This window comes from Allocellulophaga tsushimaensis, assembly GCF_055383085.1.
In genome coordinates, this window is sequence record NZ_AP039451.1 from 3477769 (window position 1) to 3496209 (window position 18441).

The 18441-nt window shown below is 31.1% G+C and carries 20 protein-coding genes; 8 read left to right on the forward strand and 12 right to left on the reverse strand.

The window, feature by feature from the left end; genetic code table 11:
- Positions 1-129: 129 nt before the first annotated feature.
- The 4 genes from hisA to hisIE all read left to right on the forward strand — a co-directional run bounded on the left by hisA (position 130) and on the right by hisIE (position 2995).
- A complete protein-coding gene (gene hisA, locus ACZ451_RS15110; RefSeq protein ID WP_464213865.1) occupies positions 130-870 on the forward strand; it encodes a 1-(5-phosphoribosyl)-5-[(5-phosphoribosylamino)methylideneamino]imidazole-4-carboxamide isomerase in 741 nt (246 codons plus the stop codon).
- A complete protein-coding gene (locus ACZ451_RS15115; RefSeq protein WP_464213867.1) occupies positions 867-1385 on the forward strand; it encodes a DinB family protein in 519 nt (172 codons plus the stop codon). Before hisA ends, ACZ451_RS15115 begins: the two co-directional genes overlap by 4 nt.
- 193 nt (positions 1386-1578) lie before the next feature.
- A complete protein-coding gene (hisF, locus tag ACZ451_RS15120; protein WP_464213869.1) occupies positions 1579-2334 on the forward strand; it encodes an imidazole glycerol phosphate synthase subunit HisF in 756 nt (251 codons plus the stop codon).
- Between the two features lie 61 nt (positions 2335-2395).
- Entirely contained in the window at positions 2396-2995 is a 600-nt protein-coding gene (gene hisIE, locus ACZ451_RS15125; RefSeq protein WP_464213871.1) for a bifunctional phosphoribosyl-AMP cyclohydrolase/phosphoribosyl-ATP diphosphatase HisIE, read from the forward strand.
- Positions 2996-3089: 94 nt separating this feature from the next.
- Here hisIE and ACZ451_RS15130 read toward each other — a convergent pair whose 3' ends face one another.
- On the reverse strand, positions 3090-3896 hold the full coding sequence (locus ACZ451_RS15130; protein WP_464213873.1) for a DUF1853 family protein: 807 nt from the start codon (positions 3894-3896) through the stop codon (positions 3090-3092).
- Positions 3897-3962: 66 nt separating this feature from the next.
- On the opposite strand from ACZ451_RS15130, the gene ACZ451_RS15135 reads away from it, so the two are divergent.
- Both ACZ451_RS15135 and ACZ451_RS15140 read left to right on the forward strand, forming a co-directional pair.
- Positions 3963-5111, forward strand: a complete 1149-nt coding sequence (locus ACZ451_RS15135; protein WP_464213875.1) for a vWA domain-containing protein — start codon at positions 3963-3965, stop codon at positions 5109-5111.
- A 177-nt stretch (positions 5112-5288) separates the two neighbouring features.
- Entirely contained in the window at positions 5289-6758 is a 1470-nt protein-coding gene (locus ACZ451_RS15140) for a MoxR family ATPase (RefSeq protein ID WP_464213877.1), read from the forward strand.
- Positions 6759-7101: 343 nt separating this feature from the next.
- Here the strand turns inward: ACZ451_RS15140 and ppnP are convergent, their stop codons facing one another.
- Both ppnP and ACZ451_RS15150 read right to left on the reverse strand, forming a co-directional pair.
- Positions 7102-7383: a pyrimidine/purine nucleoside phosphorylase gene (ppnP, locus tag ACZ451_RS15145; RefSeq protein ID WP_464213879.1), complete on the reverse strand. Its 282-nt coding sequence runs from the start codon at positions 7381-7383 to the stop codon at positions 7102-7104.
- 283 nt (positions 7384-7666) lie between these two features.
- Positions 7667-8383: a hypothetical protein gene (locus ACZ451_RS15150; protein ID WP_464213881.1), complete on the reverse strand. Its 717-nt coding sequence runs from the start codon at positions 8381-8383 to the stop codon at positions 7667-7669.
- A gap of 222 nt (positions 8384-8605) precedes the next feature.
- On the opposite strand from ACZ451_RS15150, the gene ACZ451_RS15155 reads away from it, so the two are divergent.
- Positions 8606-9562: a hypothetical protein gene (locus ACZ451_RS15155; RefSeq protein WP_464213883.1), complete on the forward strand. Its 957-nt coding sequence runs from the start codon at positions 8606-8608 to the stop codon at positions 9560-9562.
- Positions 9563-9621: 59 nt separating this feature from the next.
- On the opposite strand, the gene ACZ451_RS15160 is transcribed toward ACZ451_RS15155, so the two are convergent.
- The 9 genes from ACZ451_RS15160 to ACZ451_RS15200 form a co-directional block, all read right to left on the reverse strand.
- Positions 9622-9864, reverse strand: coding sequence for a hypothetical protein (locus ACZ451_RS15160; RefSeq protein WP_464213885.1), 243 nt, complete (start codon positions 9862-9864; stop codon positions 9622-9624).
- A 40-nt stretch (positions 9865-9904) separates the two neighbouring features.
- A complete protein-coding gene (locus ACZ451_RS15165; protein ID WP_464213887.1) occupies positions 9905-10327 on the reverse strand; it encodes a DUF3667 domain-containing protein in 423 nt (140 codons plus the stop codon).
- A gap of 117 nt (positions 10328-10444) precedes the next feature.
- Positions 10445-11308, reverse strand: a complete 864-nt coding sequence (locus ACZ451_RS15170) for a hypothetical protein (RefSeq protein ID WP_464213889.1) — start codon at positions 11306-11308, stop codon at positions 10445-10447.
- The gene (locus tag ACZ451_RS15175) at positions 11309-12019 is read right to left on the reverse strand and encodes a hypothetical protein (RefSeq protein WP_464213891.1); all 711 of its coding nucleotides are present in this window, start codon (positions 12017-12019) and stop codon (positions 11309-11311) included. It lies immediately after the preceding gene.
- A gap of 56 nt (positions 12020-12075) precedes the next feature.
- Positions 12076-12732, reverse strand: coding sequence for a peptidylprolyl isomerase (locus tag ACZ451_RS15180; protein ID WP_464213893.1), 657 nt, complete (start codon positions 12730-12732; stop codon positions 12076-12078).
- A gap of 201 nt (positions 12733-12933) precedes the next feature.
- Positions 12934-13950: a toxin-antitoxin system YwqK family antitoxin gene (locus ACZ451_RS15185; RefSeq protein WP_464213895.1), complete on the reverse strand. Its 1017-nt coding sequence runs from the start codon at positions 13948-13950 to the stop codon at positions 12934-12936.
- Positions 13951-14012: 62 nt separating this feature from the next.
- Positions 14013-14441, reverse strand: a complete 429-nt coding sequence (locus tag ACZ451_RS15190; RefSeq protein ID WP_464213897.1) for a hypothetical protein — start codon at positions 14439-14441, stop codon at positions 14013-14015.
- Positions 14442-14543: 102 nt separating this feature from the next.
- Positions 14544-16226: a gamma-glutamyltransferase gene (ggt, locus tag ACZ451_RS15195; RefSeq protein WP_464213899.1), complete on the reverse strand. Its 1683-nt coding sequence runs from the start codon at positions 16224-16226 to the stop codon at positions 14544-14546.
- An 89-nt stretch (positions 16227-16315) separates the two neighbouring features.
- Complete coding sequence (locus ACZ451_RS15200) at positions 16316-16909, reverse strand: acyl carrier protein phosphodiesterase (RefSeq protein WP_464213901.1); 594 nt, start codon at positions 16907-16909, stop codon at positions 16316-16318.
- A gap of 98 nt (positions 16910-17007) precedes the next feature.
- Here ACZ451_RS15200 and glmM point away from each other — a divergent pair, with 98 nt between their 5' ends.
- Positions 17008-18396: a phosphoglucosamine mutase gene (glmM, locus tag ACZ451_RS15205; RefSeq protein ID WP_464213903.1), complete on the forward strand. Its 1389-nt coding sequence runs from the start codon at positions 17008-17010 to the stop codon at positions 18394-18396.
- Positions 18397-18441: the final 45 nt, after the last annotated feature.

The following is an 18441-nucleotide window of genomic DNA, read 5'->3' on the forward strand; positions in this document are numbered from 1 at the left end:
AATACTATAAGTAGATCAGACTAATAAAGCATAATATAAAAAACTTAGTACTTTGTACTCTTTACTTAATACTGATTACAAATAAATAAAACTTAATACTTTGTACTAACAACTTAGTACCAATTAAAAATGAGAATAATACCAGCAATAGACATTATAGACGGTAAATGTGTAAGGCTCTCTAAAGGAGATTACAATACCAAGAAAATATACAATGAAAATCCTTTAGAGGTTGCCAAGGCATTTGAAGCGCATGGCATTCAATACTTGCACTTGGTAGATTTAGATGGTGCAAAGTCTAAGCATATTGTAAATCATAAAGTATTAGAACAAATTGCCGCTAAAACAAGTTTAAAAATAGATTTTGGAGGAGGTTTAAAAACAGATGATGATTTGCGTATTGCTTTTGAAAGTGGAGCAAATCAAATTACCGGTGGAAGTATTGCCGTAAAAGATCCAACTACATTTACCAATTGGATTAGTACCTATGGAGCAGAAAAAATAATTTTAGGAGCAGATGCGATGGATGAAAAAGTAGCTGTTTCGGGTTGGTTAGAAGAATCTAAAGAAGAATTAATACCTTTTATCAAAACCTATCAAGCGAAAGGAATACAGTATGTAATCTGTACCGATATTAGCAAAGATGGGATGTTAGAAGGTCCTTCATTTGATTTGTATCAAAAAATAATAACAGAAACCAACTCAAAAAAAACCACAGCAATAAAATTAATTGCAAGCGGTGGCATCTCCACTTTTGATGAGCTACCTAAACTTGCAGAGATAGGCTGTGAAGGTACTATTATTGGAAAAGCTATCTATGAGAATAGAATCAGTTTAAAGCAATTAGAAGACTTTATATTATCTGTATGAACAATACAGCAGCAAATATGAGAGAAGAATTTATTCAAAATGCGATCTATAGATTAGAGGAAAGTACAAGAATGATTAAACTTTCTTTTGCTAAAATTTCTGATGAAGATATTTGGAAATATCCAAATTCAAAGTCTAATAGTATCGGAAATTTAATTTTGCATCTCTGTGGTAATATAACGCAATATGCCATAGCTTCTTTGGGAGAAACTGAAGATAATAGAGATAGAGATAAAGAGTTTGATACAAAAGAAGGCTATACCAAACAAGAATTATTAGATTTGCTAATTGGTGTTTTACTTAAAGCAAAACAAGTAATAGCAACTTGTTCTGAAGAACAATTACTTAAGAAAAGAGAAGTGCAAGGTTTTCTTTTCTCAGGAATAGGAATTATAATGCATGTTGTTGAGCATTATTCCTATCATACAGGCCAAATTGCTTTTTGGATAAAACAATTAAAAGAAGAAGATCTAGGCTTTTATAAAGACCTTGATCTTAATTTGAAAAATAAATAAAAGTTAGAGAGAAAGTACGAAGTACAAGGTAAAAGTTACAAGGAAAACAATTAAAAAAAGAAACAGAAGAATTACTATCGATAACAATAGTATCAATTAAAACCGCCAGAAAAAAACTATAAAAAATGATAATTTTAAACTTTAACCTTTTTCACTTTTTGTATTTCGTACCTCAAACTTTGAACTTTGTATTATGTTAGCAAGAAGAATCATACCCTGTCTTGATATTAAAGATGGTAGAACGGTAAAAGGAATAAATTTCGTGGATTTAAGAGATGCAGGAGATCCTGTAGAACTTGCAGAAATCTATTCTAAAGAAGGAGCAGACGAATTGGTTTTTTTAGATATTTCTGCCACAGAGCAAAAGCGCAAAACCTTAGCGGAACTCGTACGTCGTGTAGCCGAAAAAATAAATATACCGTTTACAGTAGGAGGCGGAATTTCATCAGTAGAAGATGTAGATATTTTATTGCAAAATGGGGCCGATAAAGTTTCTATCAACTCATCAGCCGTTAAAAATCCACAATTAATTAATGATTTAGTTGCAAAATTTGGTTCGCAATGTATTGTAGTGGCCATAGATGCAAAAAATATAGATGGGGAGTGGATTGTGCATTTGGTAGGTGGTAAAGTGCCTACAGAACTCAATTTGTTTGATTGGGCAAAGGAAGTTGAAGAACGGGGTGCAGGAGAAATTTTATTTACCTCTATGGATCATGATGGTACTAAAGATGGTTTTGCCAATAAAGCTTTAGCCAAATTGTCAACAGAATTAAATATTCCTATTATAGCGTCTGGTGGGGCCGGTAATACGCAGCATTTTACAGATACATTTAAAGATGGACAAGCAGATGCGGCATTAGCAGCTAGTGTTTTTCATTTTAAAGAAATACAAATTAAAGATTTAAAAACAGCATTACAGAAAAACGGAATTCCGGTACGATTATAAACTAGTTGTCCGTTGCTGGCCCTTATAAAACCCATCAACTATCAACTATCAACTATCAACGATGAAAATAGATTTTAATAAAAATAAAGACGGACTCATACCAGCAATCATTCAAGATGCCAACACAAAAAATGTGTTGATGTTAGGCTATATGAACCAAGAGGCTTTTGATACAACTCAAGAAACTCAAAAAGTAACTTTTTATAGTAGAACCAAACAACGTTTATGGACCAAAGGGGAAGAGAGTGGCAATTTCTTGAGTTTAGTTGCTATAAAGAACGATTGTGATAACGACACGCTTTTAATTACAGTAAACCCAGTAGGGCCAACCTGCCATAAAGGAACGGATACCTGTTGGGCAGAGGAAAATGAATCTAACTTTGGATTTCTTTCAACATTAGAAAAAACGATAGAGGAACGAAGAACATCTTCTGATGGCAGTAAATCTTATGTAGCCTCTCTTTTTGAAAAAGGCATTAATAAATTAGCGCAGAAAGTAGGAGAAGAAGCTGTAGAAGTAGTTATTGAAGCAAAAGATGATAATGATGACTTGTTTTTAAATGAAAGTGCCGATTTATTATTTCACTATCTAATGCTCTTACAAGCTAAAGGTTTTACCTTAAAAGATATAGAGAAGGTATTGATAGAAAGGCAGAAATAAAGTATTAAGTAGTGAGTACGCAGTATGAAGTAATTTTTGTTCAGAATTAACAACTAAATACTCTGTACTAATTACTTAATACTAAGTATATCCCTCACCACCACACCACAAAACATTTCTCAAACAAAGTCTCTGTTTTTTTAATCCAAAGCATAGGAGCAATTTCAGATATCATTTTTAGATTAATATCCATTAAAATCTCTAGATGAGATTTCCATTCTACCATTTCATGTGGTGTAATTACCCATTCCGATTTATAAGGGATATAATATTTGTAATTGTTAAATTCTTTAGTATTAAAAGCATCAAATTTTATCCAAAAACCAATAATACAAGCTGTATTTAAAGGTCTTATGTGTACATTTTTTGTTTGGTATGGTGCAAATAATTGTGCTTTATAACAGGCTTGATGTATGATGTTTTCATGATTGATTTGTTTTTCTTCTAAAGCTTTTATCCCTTCTGGAGAATGTAATAATTGGAATTGTTGGTTTTTAATCTTTTCCATCTTCGTAAAAAACATATCTTTTCTGTTGGGACCAATCAACTGGTGTATGGGTTCTGAAATAGATGGGTCTATCAGATAGAATTTATAGGTGAGTTCTACATGTATGATGGCATTGGAGGATTTCTCTTGTACTATAAAATCAATTTCACCAATGGTTCTTGTATGATCCTTTATAGGGAGATTAAAAAGCAGTATTTTATGGGAATCAATTTGACTAATAAGTTGCTTAAAAATATGCTCCATTTGATGCCCTAAACGAATTCTATTAGAGAAAGATTCAGGTGTAATGGTTTGTAAATCAATTTTAGGAAAAATAAACTGCTGAATACCAAACTGCGTGTTTTTCCAAAAAGGAGGTGTTTCTAAAAAACCTTTAAATTGTTTTAAAATCATTTTAAAAAAAGCATAAAATTTTATATAAATAGTATTAATTAAAAAGCAAATAGCTTATTTTTACTTATGGCTATGAATATAAGAAAAGGATTCCGCTTTGTACCTTACGAAGCAAAAGAACAAAGCCCTTTTGAAAAACTTTTTGATATTTTTCAGGAGCTTATTACCCATACTTCAGGTGATTTTGATGAAGCTATCGATTGGCTTAGAGAATTGGATAAGGAATATGAACTTACCGATGATGACTATACGATTGATGATTTTATTGAAGATTTAAAAGCAAAAGGCTACATCCGTGAAGAGTTTGAAGATGGAGGAGGAGAAGCAAAAGATGGAGAAGAAGGTGGCGATGGTTCCATATCGATTACTGCAAAAATGGAACGTATTATTCGACAACGTGCTTTAGATCAGATTTTTGGAAAATTAAAGCGCAGTGGAGCTGGAAATCATAAAACAGGTAAATCTGGACAAGGGGATGAGCATACTGGTGATTTAAGAGAATATAGATATGGAGATGGCTTAGAAAATATCTCTATGACAGAAAGCCTTAAAAATGCACAGGTAAACAACGGAATTGGTAGTTTTCAGCTGAGTGAAAATGACTTGGTGGTAGAAGATACCCAACATAAAGCACAAATGAGTACGGTGTTAATGATAGACATTAGCCATAGTATGATTTTATATGGGGAAGACCGTATAACACCAGCCAAAAAAGTGGCAATGGCACTTGCTGAATTAATTACAACACGTTATCCAAAAGATACTTTAGAAATATTGGTTTTTGGGAATGATGCTTGGCCCATTCCCATAAAAGATTTACCCTATTTAAAAGTAGGCCCGTACCACACCAATACGGTAGCTGGTTTGCAATTAGCAATGGATATGCTGCGTAGAAAACGGAATACCAACAAACAAATATTTATGATTACCGATGGCAAACCAAGTTGTTTGCGAATGCCAGACGGTACCTATTATAAAAATAGTGTTGGTTTAGATGAAATGATTGTAGAAAAATGCTATAATATGGCACGACAAGCACGTAAAATGCATGTCCCTATTACTACTTTTATGATAGCCCAAGACCCTTATTTAATGCGTTTTATTCGTCATTTTACTGAAGCGAATAAAGGCAAAGCATTTTTTACAGGATTAAAAGGCTTAGGAGAAATGATTTTTGAAGACTATGAGTCAAATAGACGAAAAAGATTGAAGTAAATGCTAAGTACAAGGTAAAAAGTACGAGGTACAAGACTAACAACTGAAAACCACAAACGAATAAGTACTAAGTAAAAGTTTATTACGAAAAATTGAAGTGAAATTGCAATATGGTTAGATTATTAGAAATGTAAAAAACAGGACGAGTAACAGACAACCATAAACGAACAACTATTTATGAAATTGAATACTACAGAAATAAAAACATTAGGCGATTTAAAAAAAGCGGGTTATACCGTAAAAAGTATAAAAGACGAGCTTAGAGATAATTTAAGAGAAAAAATAAAGAATGGTGAAGAAACCTTTACCGGAGTTTGGGGATATGAAGATTCTGTAATTCCGGAACTGGAAAGAGCCATTTTATCCAGACATAATATTAATTTATTAGGACTTAGAGGGCAAGCTAAAACTCGTTTAGCACGTTTAATGGTCAATCTATTAGACGAATATATTCCAGTAGTAGAAGGATCTGAAATCAATGATGACCCTTTACAACCTATGTCCCGTTATGCTTTAGAATTGATCAAAGAAAAAGGAGATAAAACACCAATCACTTGGTTGCATAGAGACGAACGTTTTTATGAAAAATTAGCAACCCCAGATGTTACTGTTTCTGATTTAATTGGGGATGTAGATCCTATTAAAGCAGCAAATTTAAAATTGTCTTATGCAGATGATAGAGTAATTCATTTTGGAATGATTCCACGTGCTAACCGTTGTATTTTTGTAATTAATGAATTACCAGATTTGCAAGCAAGAATTCAAGTATCACTATTTAATATTCTGCAAGAAGGTGATATCCAAATAAGAGGGTTTAAGTTACGATTACCATTAGATCTACAATTTGTATTTACAGCAAACCCTGAGGATTATACCAATAGAGGAAGTATAGTAACGCCATTAAAAGATAGAATAGGCTCACAAATTCTAACGCACTACCCTGAAGATATCGAAACTGCTCGTAAAATTACGGAGCAAGAATCAAAATTAGATACCAGGCAAACAGATGCCGTATATGTTCCAGATTTGGCTAGAGATTTATTAGAGCAAATTAGTTTTGAAGCTAGAGAAAGTGAGTATGTAGATGCAAAAAGTGGTGTAAGTACCCGTACTAGTATTACTGCTTTTGAGAATTTATTGAGTACTGCAGAACGTAGAGCATTATTAGCAGGAGCAGATAGTACCATGATCCGTCTTAGTGATTTTCTGGGTGTAATTCCGGCTATCACAGGAAAAATAGAATTGGTATATGAAGGAGAGCAGGAGGGTGCAGATGGTGTAGCTGCTATTCTAATAGATGATGCTGTAAAATCTTTATTTCCACAGTATTTCCCTAAAATTAACAAACTAGAACGTAAAGATGCAGAAACTGAATATGACAATTTACTACAGTGGTTTTTTCAAGGCGAAGGATTTGAGCTTTTAGATGATTTTACAGATGAAGAATACAAAAGAACTTTGGACGGTATTCCTGCATTAAATGACTTGATACAAAAATACCAACCAGATTTTCCTAAAAATGATACTTATTTCCTAAAAGAAATGATTTTATGGGGATTAGTATCCTATAAAAAACTAAGTAAACAACGAATTTCAGAAGGCTACCAGTTTAAAGATTTGTACGGTAATTTTATTAGTGGATTGTAAGGTATAAAAATAAGATTAAGAAGTAAATAACCTCAGGGCATTAAAAGGAAGAATTCACATTGATTTCGACGCAAGTATCGGAGCATTTTAAATCTCGATTATCGAGTAAGTTTTGGTTTTATAATAAAATATGAAAGTGAAATTTTTAGTAATTATTTTTTTAATACTATTGAGTGCATTTCTTTTTGGTGATAACTCTTTTACATTTAATATTTATGAGAATTATTATGTAATAAATTATATGCAGTTTTCTGTTGCAATTCTTTTATATTATGTCTCGTTTTTAATTATTAAAAAGTTATTATTTAAAAAACAAGAACATAAATAATAAATACAATAAGTATTACTTATACACACACTTATATGAAGTATCACTAATTACCTTTACATGAAAAGATTGGTTAGCTTGTACAATAAAAGTTTCATAAGCTTTATAGCTAATCCATTCTGTAGTTTCAGGTAACTGTACTTGCATTTCTCCAGAAATTACAGTCATATATTCAATAGAAGTAGTTCCAAAAGTATATTCTCCAGCTGCCATTACACCAATGGTTGCTTTGCCCTCATCATTTTTAAAACCGATAGATAATACCTTATCATCAAAATATGTATTTGTTTTAAACATAGTCGTTAAATATAATTTTAAACAAAAATAACTAGAAACATACTCTTGTAATAGCAAGTCACAAAGCAGTATCCTATTGTTGTATTTTTTTATATGTTGTTGATGAAACTAAAAGTCTTATTCTTCAGCTTTTTTTGTTTGCTTTCCCATTTGCGCAATTTCTTTTAAGCGTGCTATGCGCTTTGCCTTATCATTACGCTGCTTATTTATCTTCTGATTCATAAGCTTGGTATGTTTGGCTTTGTTCTTCGTATTTTTTGCTGATCCCTTTTTTGGCATAATCTTAATTATAAGCACTAACGGCTCCCATACTTAAACTAATTGGTCCTAGTTGATGAGATACTGGCAAAAACGCACCACTTTCCATAACTTGCCAATTATCCCAAGTGGCTTCTAAACCACCAATAGGGAGTATGTTTACCCACATTTTATAACTCACCGGAAATCCGTTTGGTTGTAATTTCCAAAGATAGGTATCTCCAGGCGTTGTTCCTCCCGAAGTATAGGTTACTAATAATGCTTCTGTACCGTCTTCTAATTGTACAATACTTCTTTCCGTTCCTTTATCCATAATCTTAAATGGAGCTACCAGCCAGAAAGAATCATTATTAAAATAGTCTAATGCGGTAGTAATTAGTTTTTCTTTATCACTTCCCGTAATTACAGTATTACTCTTGTGCACTTCACTTTTTACGGTATTGTTTAGATTTAATAACACTTTGTAACTTGACCATTCTACAGTAACTTGCTCATTTTCTTTATCCCATTTGTAAATATGTTTACCGCCTGCAAAAGACCATTCAAGATATCTAGTTGCAGCATATTTTTCATAGTTAATAGCCTTGAGCATTTTTTCGGCTAAAGCATCAGCAGAAGTGCTTTTTTCAGCTATCGGCATTTCTTCATTATAAACAGCGTAAAGGACTCCGAAAGCAATTAAACCTAATAAAAGTAAGGCTAAGATGATTTTTAAAAGGATTTTGAATAATTTTTTAATCATGGCACTTCAAAATATGTTCTTTTAAAGAATTTGTTTTTAAAGGTTATTTGGTAAAAGTAGCTAAAAAGAACTAGCTTGGAAATATTCATTAAATTTGAGCGTTATATAAAATAACATAAATCTTTTATGAATTTAATGGTAAATTTAGATTTGTAATCCTTTTTATAGAATCTTAAACAAAAAAATACTATTAAAATAGTTAACCTTAATAATTTTAAAATAATGACTCCCTCCAAATCGATACTTTCTTTAATGACTTTTTGTTTTATTTTTTTATACAGTTGTTCTACTGATAAAGAAGATGTCATAGCAGAAGCTCCAATTAGTGAAGAAATCGATACTCCAGAACCTGTAGAAGAAGATACTACGAATGATGAAAGTACTAATGAAGATGAAAATATGGGTGATGGTGAAAACCCTGATGGAAACACGGATACTGGTGAAAGTACTACTGATAATGAAAGTCCAAGTTTAGCAGAACGATTTGTTTTTGATGAAAATATCGTCATAGAGAATAGTTACAATACTGGAGGTTGTGACAGCCCACCATGTGATACAAACGATGAAAGTTTGGTAGGGATTTTTGAAAACGCAGTGCCAGATGATAATTATTTTTACTTATCTGATGATCAATCTGAATTAAATTTAGAATGTCAATTAGAGAAGGGGAGAAGAATAGAATTTAAGCAGATTTCTAGAGGGCCACTTAGTTCTCTTTCTAAAATTGAACTAGAAGGTGTTTACTATGATATACCAGCAAATGGGGTAACGATAGCCCAAGTCCATAATAGAGGGGGGAATTCTAATAAGCCTTTTTTTAGATTAGTGTTACATGAAAATGGATTGGAAACCGTTATTAGAAAAGATCCAGAAGTAAGTTCTAGAGATACTAGCTTTATGAAAAGAGATTTTCCTTTTGCGGATGGAGGAAATTATAATCAATCTACATTAAAAATAATCCTAGAAAAGAAAGATGGTTTTGCACATATCTATGTGGAACAAAATGGTACACTTGTTTTAGACGAATCATATGCGCCTGATGCAACTACAGATTGGGTAAATAATACGGGTATTGCTAATGGTTTTTACTTAAAAGCAGGCTTGTATAACGATGATGGTCCACATACCAAAAATCTTGTTGTAGGCTATTCTACAGTTAAATTTGAGTCTAACGACTAAATCGCTATTAAAACATCATAATTTTTAAATGAATAGAGATTACTCTGTTATAGGTAATGTTAACTGTTTTTATTAAAAACATCAATTAAAATACCTATAAAAACTGTAGTAAATGAACTTATACTAGTTCCTATAAAACAAGCAAGCATTCCCTTAAAATAACTCCAGAATTTCTTTTTATTAAAAAAATTTCCAATTGCCCAAGCTGAATATAGTAGTGTAATAAAATATGTTAGCATAAAGTTTCCAAACCCTGTTAAAAATTCTATTATTCCAGAGAATGTGTAAATAAAGTTGCTCATTCCAACGATAAAAAAAACTAAAATGAATATCTCATAAATATTAAAATTGGACTTTAAAAAAAAATAACTTTATCAAAAATCCAATAAAAAATCCCATAAAAATATTTACAATTCCAAAGTTTTTGCCAACCCATTCATACACTTTTGTAAGACCTTGGCTTTCTATATTTTTTGGAGCAGCACCTACATTAAATTCAAAAAATTGTTGTGCTATTACGAAAAATAAAGAGCTAAAAATCACAAAAATTATTGGTTTCACAAGTCTTTTTCTATCATAAAGGATAAATTCTCTAACGGTATTGCCAGGTCTTAAGAATAATTCCTTTATGGTATATAGTATTCCTTTATCAAAGTTTAAAACACTACTAATTTCATTTAAAATATATTTTCCATCAATTCTCTCTAAAGTTTTTAAACCTTTTTGCTCCTCTATTTTCTGTTTTTCAATAATTTCTTTTTCCATTTGGTCTTAATTATTTGCTAAGAGAGGAAATATAAAAGTTAAATATAGATATTTGTAAAATGTCCTAAAAATTTAGGAAAGAACTATTCATATCGTATTTTTATAAGATGTATTTGATCAGTTAGTTTTCTTACTAATATGATATTGAAATTGTAAAACTCGTAAACCCCATAAAGTTAAGGTTTGTATAGCTTTAATTTTATCATTTTCAGCATTAACTATTAATTCATCTTTAAATGATTTGATAAATTTAGTCCATAAATTTCCTTTAGAATCGTTTAGTAAAAAGTAAAAACCACTATCTCCAATTTTTTTTCCATAAGAGGTTAAGATGAGTTCCCCATTTGCTCCAACACTAGGGCTTAAAATAACCGTGGCATTTCCGTTCGGTAACGGAAATATTGCTTTAATGCAAGTTTGTCCAGAAGGTATAACACAGGTTTCATAAACACCAGAATACACTACTTCTTCTGTTGTTTTAAAAGTTCTTAGCCATATCGTTCGCTTATTTTTTTTGGTTTTAGCATCCAATAAGTAAATGATTTCACTTTTTAAAGATTTTGAATCCTTAACATTTTTAAGTGGAACATTTAATTGTTTAATTCTATTGCTAAATAATAATCGTAATAGCACACCAAATCCTTTGAAAAAAGGATTCCATTTCACTTTTAAATCAAAATCATAATTACTGGTATTTTCGTAAAAGTCAATTACACTTTTTGATAAGCTATTTTGTTCTTCTTCCGATAAATGCAATTGCGCAATAGAGGATAGTATCCCTTTGTTGTTTTGAGTTTTATCAACTATTAAATCTTCATTTTTAGCGAGTTGATGAATAAATTTAACGCCAATACCTTTTGTAGTACCAAAAGGGCCTAAAAGCCATTCATTTTGACTTTTAATTATTTTTTTTCCAAATAGGATAACCCATTGTTGCGTTATAAAATCTTGAAAATTTTGTTTTATAATGGCAATACCCATTTAATTCTTTTTAAGATTAGGAATAAAATTCTTTTTACCCTCCCAAGAACCAAATTCAGCAATAGGTTTAAAACGCAAAGTAGTAAACTCAAAATGGAAATTCTTTCGTTCTCTCTCTTTCATTGCATTTGAATGTCTTTTGGGTTTAGGCATTGCACTATGGCCATGTACCATATTGGTCATTTCTTTCTGAGTTTTCCATATGGAAAATGTAGACACTGTATTTGGAAATTTAATGGACGCTAATGAAAGTATGGTTCCTGAGTGGTCACGAACCAATTTTTCAACTGGTTTCCCCCAATATATGAATCTTGGAACGGCCAAAGGCTTCATTTTTGCTATGGTTACTGCAACAACTGGAGAGGATGTGCTTTCTAATTCAGCTTTAAATTCAGGAATTTTAAAACCTCGTATTTTCCCCCATTCTCTCATAAATTTTAACCTAATATGCCAACCTTTAGTCAGTATTTTACCAAATTTTTCATTTTTCAAATAATTATCAAGATACTCTTCGTTTTCCCATTGCGCAAAAATGGCAACTTTTCTGATCAAAAATCGAGAAGAGGATAGCAAAGGAGAACCTAATGTCATTGCGGTCATATATTCAGCATTTATAAGACCTTTGGTTTCTTTTTTTATTTGATCTGAGAACACTCCTTTTATGCCCAATATAAAGGGTACTTTAACAAGGTGATAAGAGAATATGCTCATATAGTGATTTAGAAAAATTTAATTGGTATTTTGGTATTAAAGAGTTATATAAAATATTAATTACTACTCTTTATTTTCAGATAAGTCTTTTTTATGTTTTTTCTATTATTAAAGGTTTTAAGTGTTACATAGTACCAATTCATGTCAGGAATATCTATTGTAAAAATTTCTTTTAGTTTATGTTCTCGTACAGCTTTTTCAAATTTTTGCATCATCCTTCCTTCTTTAAACCATCCTAAATCTCCTTTATTTGGATTTGGATCCATATTATACTTTTCATTCAATTTTTCAAAGCTAGTTCCTTTTTTAAAATCTTGTATAATTATTGGTCGGATAGAATCAATTTCAGCTTTACTTAATTTAGTCCCATCCAAGTATATATAACTAGCTCTGTATTCATTAAATTCTTCAACTTTAAACAAATAATAGATATATGAAATGTTATTTTCTACTTTAGAAATATATTCCCCTTCTTTTAATTCAATTAATTTTGGAGAAGTAATCGGATTATCTATATCAAAGGAAAGTAATGCGTAATCCATTTTTAAAATTTCAGTTGCTGCATATGCTGAATCTTGAGTTTTCAATTGCTCTAAAAGCTGTATAATCTCTGTAGTATCCTTAGAAAGAAAAAACTGTGTTCCTTCTTCTAAATCCTGACCATAAAAGCTTAAGCTAGTAAATAGTAATATTTTAGTAATAAGTGTTTTCATAAAATTTTGGTTATCATTCTAATCTAATTTTACACTGAATAATTACATACCTTAAAATTAATTTGGTAAGTTTTTTTTATTTATTTTGAAATTCATTCTAAAATAATATCATGCACAGAAAATGTTCAGAATTTTCTCTAGAGATGCCTGTGAAGTTATAATATATGCAAAAGAAAAGATAAATTTATTTAAAAAAATGAATTAAATATCTTCATAGAACATCATGTTATACCCAGCTTTTATTTTCTCGATTAAAATAGGGTATTTGTTTTTAATATTTTTCTTTTTTATTATTTCACCTTTTTCAGAATAATATTTTTCAAAGTATATTTTTGAATAAATAGTTTGTTTGTCAAGAACTCTTGTTTGCTTTCTTCTTCTTCTTTTATAGGCTAACTTATACTCAATTTCTGCAAATAATTTTCCTGAACTATAAAAGTATTTCCATTTTCCTATTTTAAAATCTCTATAAACAGTATTTGGGAGAGCTCCTGAACAAACAGTTACTTGTTTTATTGTAAAAGAGCCAAAAGATTCCATATTTCCATTTGGATAATATATAACCCATTCTCCATTAGGTATACCATTTTTAAGACCTCCTTTAAAATGAATTTGACCTATTGAATCATATTTTATAATACTGTCATCTTGAACAGTTCCATTAATATAGTTTTGTTTAAATTTTAACTGACCATTTTTATAAAAATATTGCCATAGACCATTTTTATTATAGCCTTCATAAGTTCCTTTACGTTCAATCTTACCATTTTTAAAATAATTTATTGATAGACCTAAAGGCTCTCCTTTACTATAAGTGGTAATATTTTTTATTTGTCCATTATTATAGTATTGGATCCATTTTCCGCACTTTGTTTCATTACAATACGCTCCTGAAAGTTCCTCTTGTCCATTTAAATAAAATTCAAACCAATAACCATTTAAGACACCATTTTTTATTTGATATTTTTTAGCAATCCGGTTTTTATCTTTTTCAAAGATTTGAATCCAATTTCCGTCTTTTGGAAGTTTTGTTATATGTTCTCCATTAATCATCCAGGTATCAACACTTCCCCAACAGCATTCTTTTTTTTGAATTGGATATATATAAAATTTTTCGGAGTCTATTATAGTATCTTTAATTTTCCATGTTTGTGCATTTCCAAAACAGGAATAAAAAACTAAAATTAATAATGCTAGTAAGTTAGCTCTTTTTATCATGCTGTTTAATAGTGTACATATAGTAATCCATCAAAGATAAAAAACAAAAAATACCTTAATGTTTACAAACTTATTTTTGGAATTTCAATATCAGCTGATAACCCAGATATTTTAACTTCAGCCTCATCAAATCTCACCTTCTTTTTTGTGCGATTCAAATTTCCATGATTATCTATTGTTTCAATAATCACATAAAAATATTTATTCAACAAAATAATTTTTTTGAAATCAGAATTACAAGCACCTAAACTAATATTAAATCCAACATATTTATTATTTTTAATTGTAACAAACATGTCAGAATATGAGTCATTTATATTTTCAAAATCTTTTTGTTTGAAGGTTTGGATTGAAGGCAATAAAATTTTATAAATGTTTAATTCATTAGTTTCAACTGTTCCATTGTAACTAATCTTTAATGCACAGTCTGCTTGAGAGTATAGCATTATGGTAAAACAAAAGTATAATATTATGGTTAGCATTTTTTTCATGTGCTATACAATTTAGAGATATGTTATATTCTTTTTAGTGTTACCACTAATCTGCTGATTTTTTTATTGTTTAAACAGTATTCTAATATAACACATTACCATTCAAAAGCCAACAGCAGTATCATCACCGCGTTTATCTGCTCCGCCTTCTAGTTTTCCATCAGGAAGTACTTTTATAGCATCTACTTTCCCTATAATCATGTTATTTTCTTCACTAATAGGATAACCTTTAGCGGTTAGTCCTTCTTTTAATTGTATTGAAAAGCCTTCTGGTTCAAAAACCAAACGATCTGGCAGCCATTGATGGTGAAAACGAGGTGCATTTACAGCCTCTTGCATACTCATATTAAACTCATATCCGTTCAGTATTGTTTGTGCAACAGCCGTAATAATAGTAGAACCACCTGGCGTACCCACTACCATCCAAAGTTTACCTTCTTTTTCTACTATTGTAGGTGTCATGCTGCTTAACATCCGTTTTTCTGGTGCGATGCTATTGGCTTCTGCTCCAATAAGCCCAAACATATTAGGAATGCCCGCTTTTGCACTAAAATCATCCATTTCGTTATTCAAAAAGAAACCCAATTCATCTGAATATAATTTAGAACCATAAGCACCATTTAAAGTAGTGGTTACAGAAACAGCATTACCGTCTGCATCTACAATAGAGTAGTGGGTAGTTTCCATACTTTCTACAATTTCAATATTTCCATGTCCTACATCAGAAGAAGAAGTGGCTTTATCAAAAGAAAAATCTTCCATGCGCTCTTTTAAATAGTTCTTACTAAGAATTACATCTAAAGGAATAGCAACAAAATCTGGATCTCCTAAAAAGTAGTTTCTATCAGCATAGGCACGCCTGGAAGCTTCTGTGAATAATTGAATGGTTTTTTGTGAATTATGACCAAAGCTTTCTAAATCATAAGGCTCTATCATTTTAAAAATCTGATTCATGGTTACACCACCACTACTAGGAGGGCTCATAGAAATAATCCGCAAATCTTTATAATTAAAAACAACAGGTTGCCGCCACTGAGCTTCATACTTTTCTAAATCTTGTGTTGTAACAAAACCACCACATTCTTGAATAAATTGCGCTAATTTTTGCGCCGTTTCCCCTTTGTAAAAACCATCTCTACCTTGTTCTGCTATTTTTGTGAGCGTTTTTGCTATAGCTGTATATTTTATGGTATCTCCTTTTTTATAAACGGTAGCAAAAAAAGTACTGTCTCCATTAACTTTAAGAAATGCAGGTCTGTGTTTATGTAATCTATCTTCTTGTTTTTGGGTTACTACAACTCCTTTTAAGGCTAATGCGATAACAGGCTTTAAAATTTCTTCTAAAGGCATTAATCCAAATTTTTTATGTACTTCAATTACGCCTGCTACCGTACCAGGAACCCCAACTGCTGTGGCACCAAGTGTACTCATTTCAGGAATTACATTCCCTAGAGAATCTAAATACATATTTTTTGAAGCTGCTAATGGCGCTTTTTCTCTGTAATCTAATCCGCCAATGTTACCATTTGCTTTTCGGTATACCATAAAACCACCGCCACCAAGATTCCCTGCATACGGATAGGCAACAGCTAACGCCATTTCTGTAGCCACCATAGCATCAAAGGCATTTCCTCCATTTTGCAAGATTTCTGAGCCAATTTTAGACACCTCTTCTCTAGCAGAAACCACCATTGCTTTTTCGGTAACTAAACCAGTAGGCGTAGGGGCTTGTTTTTCACATTGTATACATAGTAATATTAATAGGGGTAAGAATATTTTTTTCATATTAGATTAAATTCTAGAGCAAGTATAATTAGGAATTAAAAATAAGTATTTTGTTTTTTTGATTGTTGAAATTCATCCAAATCCAAATATTATTTTTCTACTAATGAAATATATTTTTGTTTGGAATAGGCAATTAATTCTTCAAAGAAAGTGGTAAATTCTTTTTCAAAAGCATCATAATGTTCTTCAAGATCTAGAATGGCAAAATTCATTTTAGATCTGTTTTTAGTCCTTCTATTCATTCCATTTAAAACCTTATCAATACCCTCCATCTTAGAATAATTAAAAATCCAATTATCAGCAATCATATAAGGCATCATTTTTTTTACTCCTATCGGTAGTATTTCATAATTATCTTCTAATAAATCATAAAAATGATCTACAAAAGTGGCTAGGGGAATATCTGAATAGCTAGCCCAATTTTTTGCCAAAAAATGATCATAGAAAATATCTACGATAATCCCACTGTAATGGCTATAATTTTTATGCAAACGCTTTGTACTTTGGCGCACTGTTGGATGTTTGTCTGTAAAAGTATCTATAGCGCGATGCAGGTGAATGCCTTTTTGAATTTTATCTGGGAGATGATGGTATTTATTAGCCTTAATGCTATCTGCTATAAAATTACCAATAGTGATTTCATCATCATTAAATGACAAATAAATATGTGCTAGAAAGTTCATATAACTAAAACTAAATTTCTTATTGTCGAATTTACAAATAAGGACAATAGGTTTTATGCCGATACGTTTATATTTGCAAAAACATTTTAAAACAATACATGACACTAATCAAATCAATTTCAGGAATACGAGGAACTATAGGCGGAAAACCAGGTGATAATTTAACTCCTATTGATGCTGTGAAATTTGCTGCGGCATACGGAATCTGGCTTAAAGGATACGCTAAAAAGGATAAACTGAAAGTAGTTATTGGTCGTGACGCCCGTTTATCTGGAGAAATGATTCAGAATCTTGTAGTTTCAACTCTTGTAGGATTAGGAATAGATGTGATCGATTTAGATTTATCTACTACACCTACGGTAGAAATTGCAGTACCCTTAGAAAATGCTGATGGCGGTATTATTTTAACAGCGAGCCATAACCCTAAACAATGGAATGCATTAAAATTATTAAACGAAAAAGGAGAGTTTTTAGATGCTGCGCAAGGTGCTAAGATTCTGGCAATTGCAGAAGAGGAAGATTTTGATTTTGCTGAAGTAGATGATTTAGGAGAAATTATAAAAAATGACGCTTATATAGATATTCATATCGATGAAGTATTAGCGTTGTCTTTAGTAGATGCCGATACAATTAAAAAGGCAAAATTCAAGGTTGTTGTTGATGGTGTAAATTCTACAGGCGGTATTGCTATTCCAAAACTATTAGAAACCTTAGGCGTAGAAGTTGTAAAATTATATTGTGATCCTACTGGGCATTTTCCACATAATCCAGAACCTTTAAAAGAACATTTAAGTGATATTTGTGACTTGGTTGTAAAAGAAAAAGCGGATTTTGGTATTGTAGTAGATCCAGATGTAGATCGTTTAGCGTTTATTAGTAACGATGGTGAAATGTTTGGTGAAGAATACACCTTAGTAGCCTGTGCAGATTATGTATTAGGAAAAACAAAAGGGAATACCGTTTCTAATTTATCGTCTTCTAGAGCTTTACGAGATATTACGGAGAAACATGGTGGTAGCTATGAGGCTGCTGCTGTTGGAGAAGTAAATGTAGTAACCAAAATGAAAGCGAATAATGCTGTTATTGGTGGCGAAGGTAATGGAGGTATTATTTATCCAGAAAGTCATTATGGTAGAGATTCTTTAGTGGGTTCTGCATTATTTTTAATGCTTATGGCAGAAAAGGGTGGTACGGTATCGGAATTACGTGCAAGTTACCCTAGTTATTTTATGAGTAAAAAGAAAATTCAACTCACTCCAGAATTAGATGTGGATGCTTTATTAGTAGCTATGGAAGAAAAGTATGCTGCAGAACAAGTAACCAATATTGATGGTGTAAAGATTGATTTTGTTGAAAATTGGGTACACTTACGTAAATCTAACACAGAACCTATTATTAGAATTTATACAGAAGCTAAAAGTCAATCAGAAGCAGATAGTTTAGCAGATAAGATTATTGGAGAAATTAAAGAAGTCGCTGGACTTTAAATTAACATCATTATAATACAACTAAACCATTCAATATATTTACTA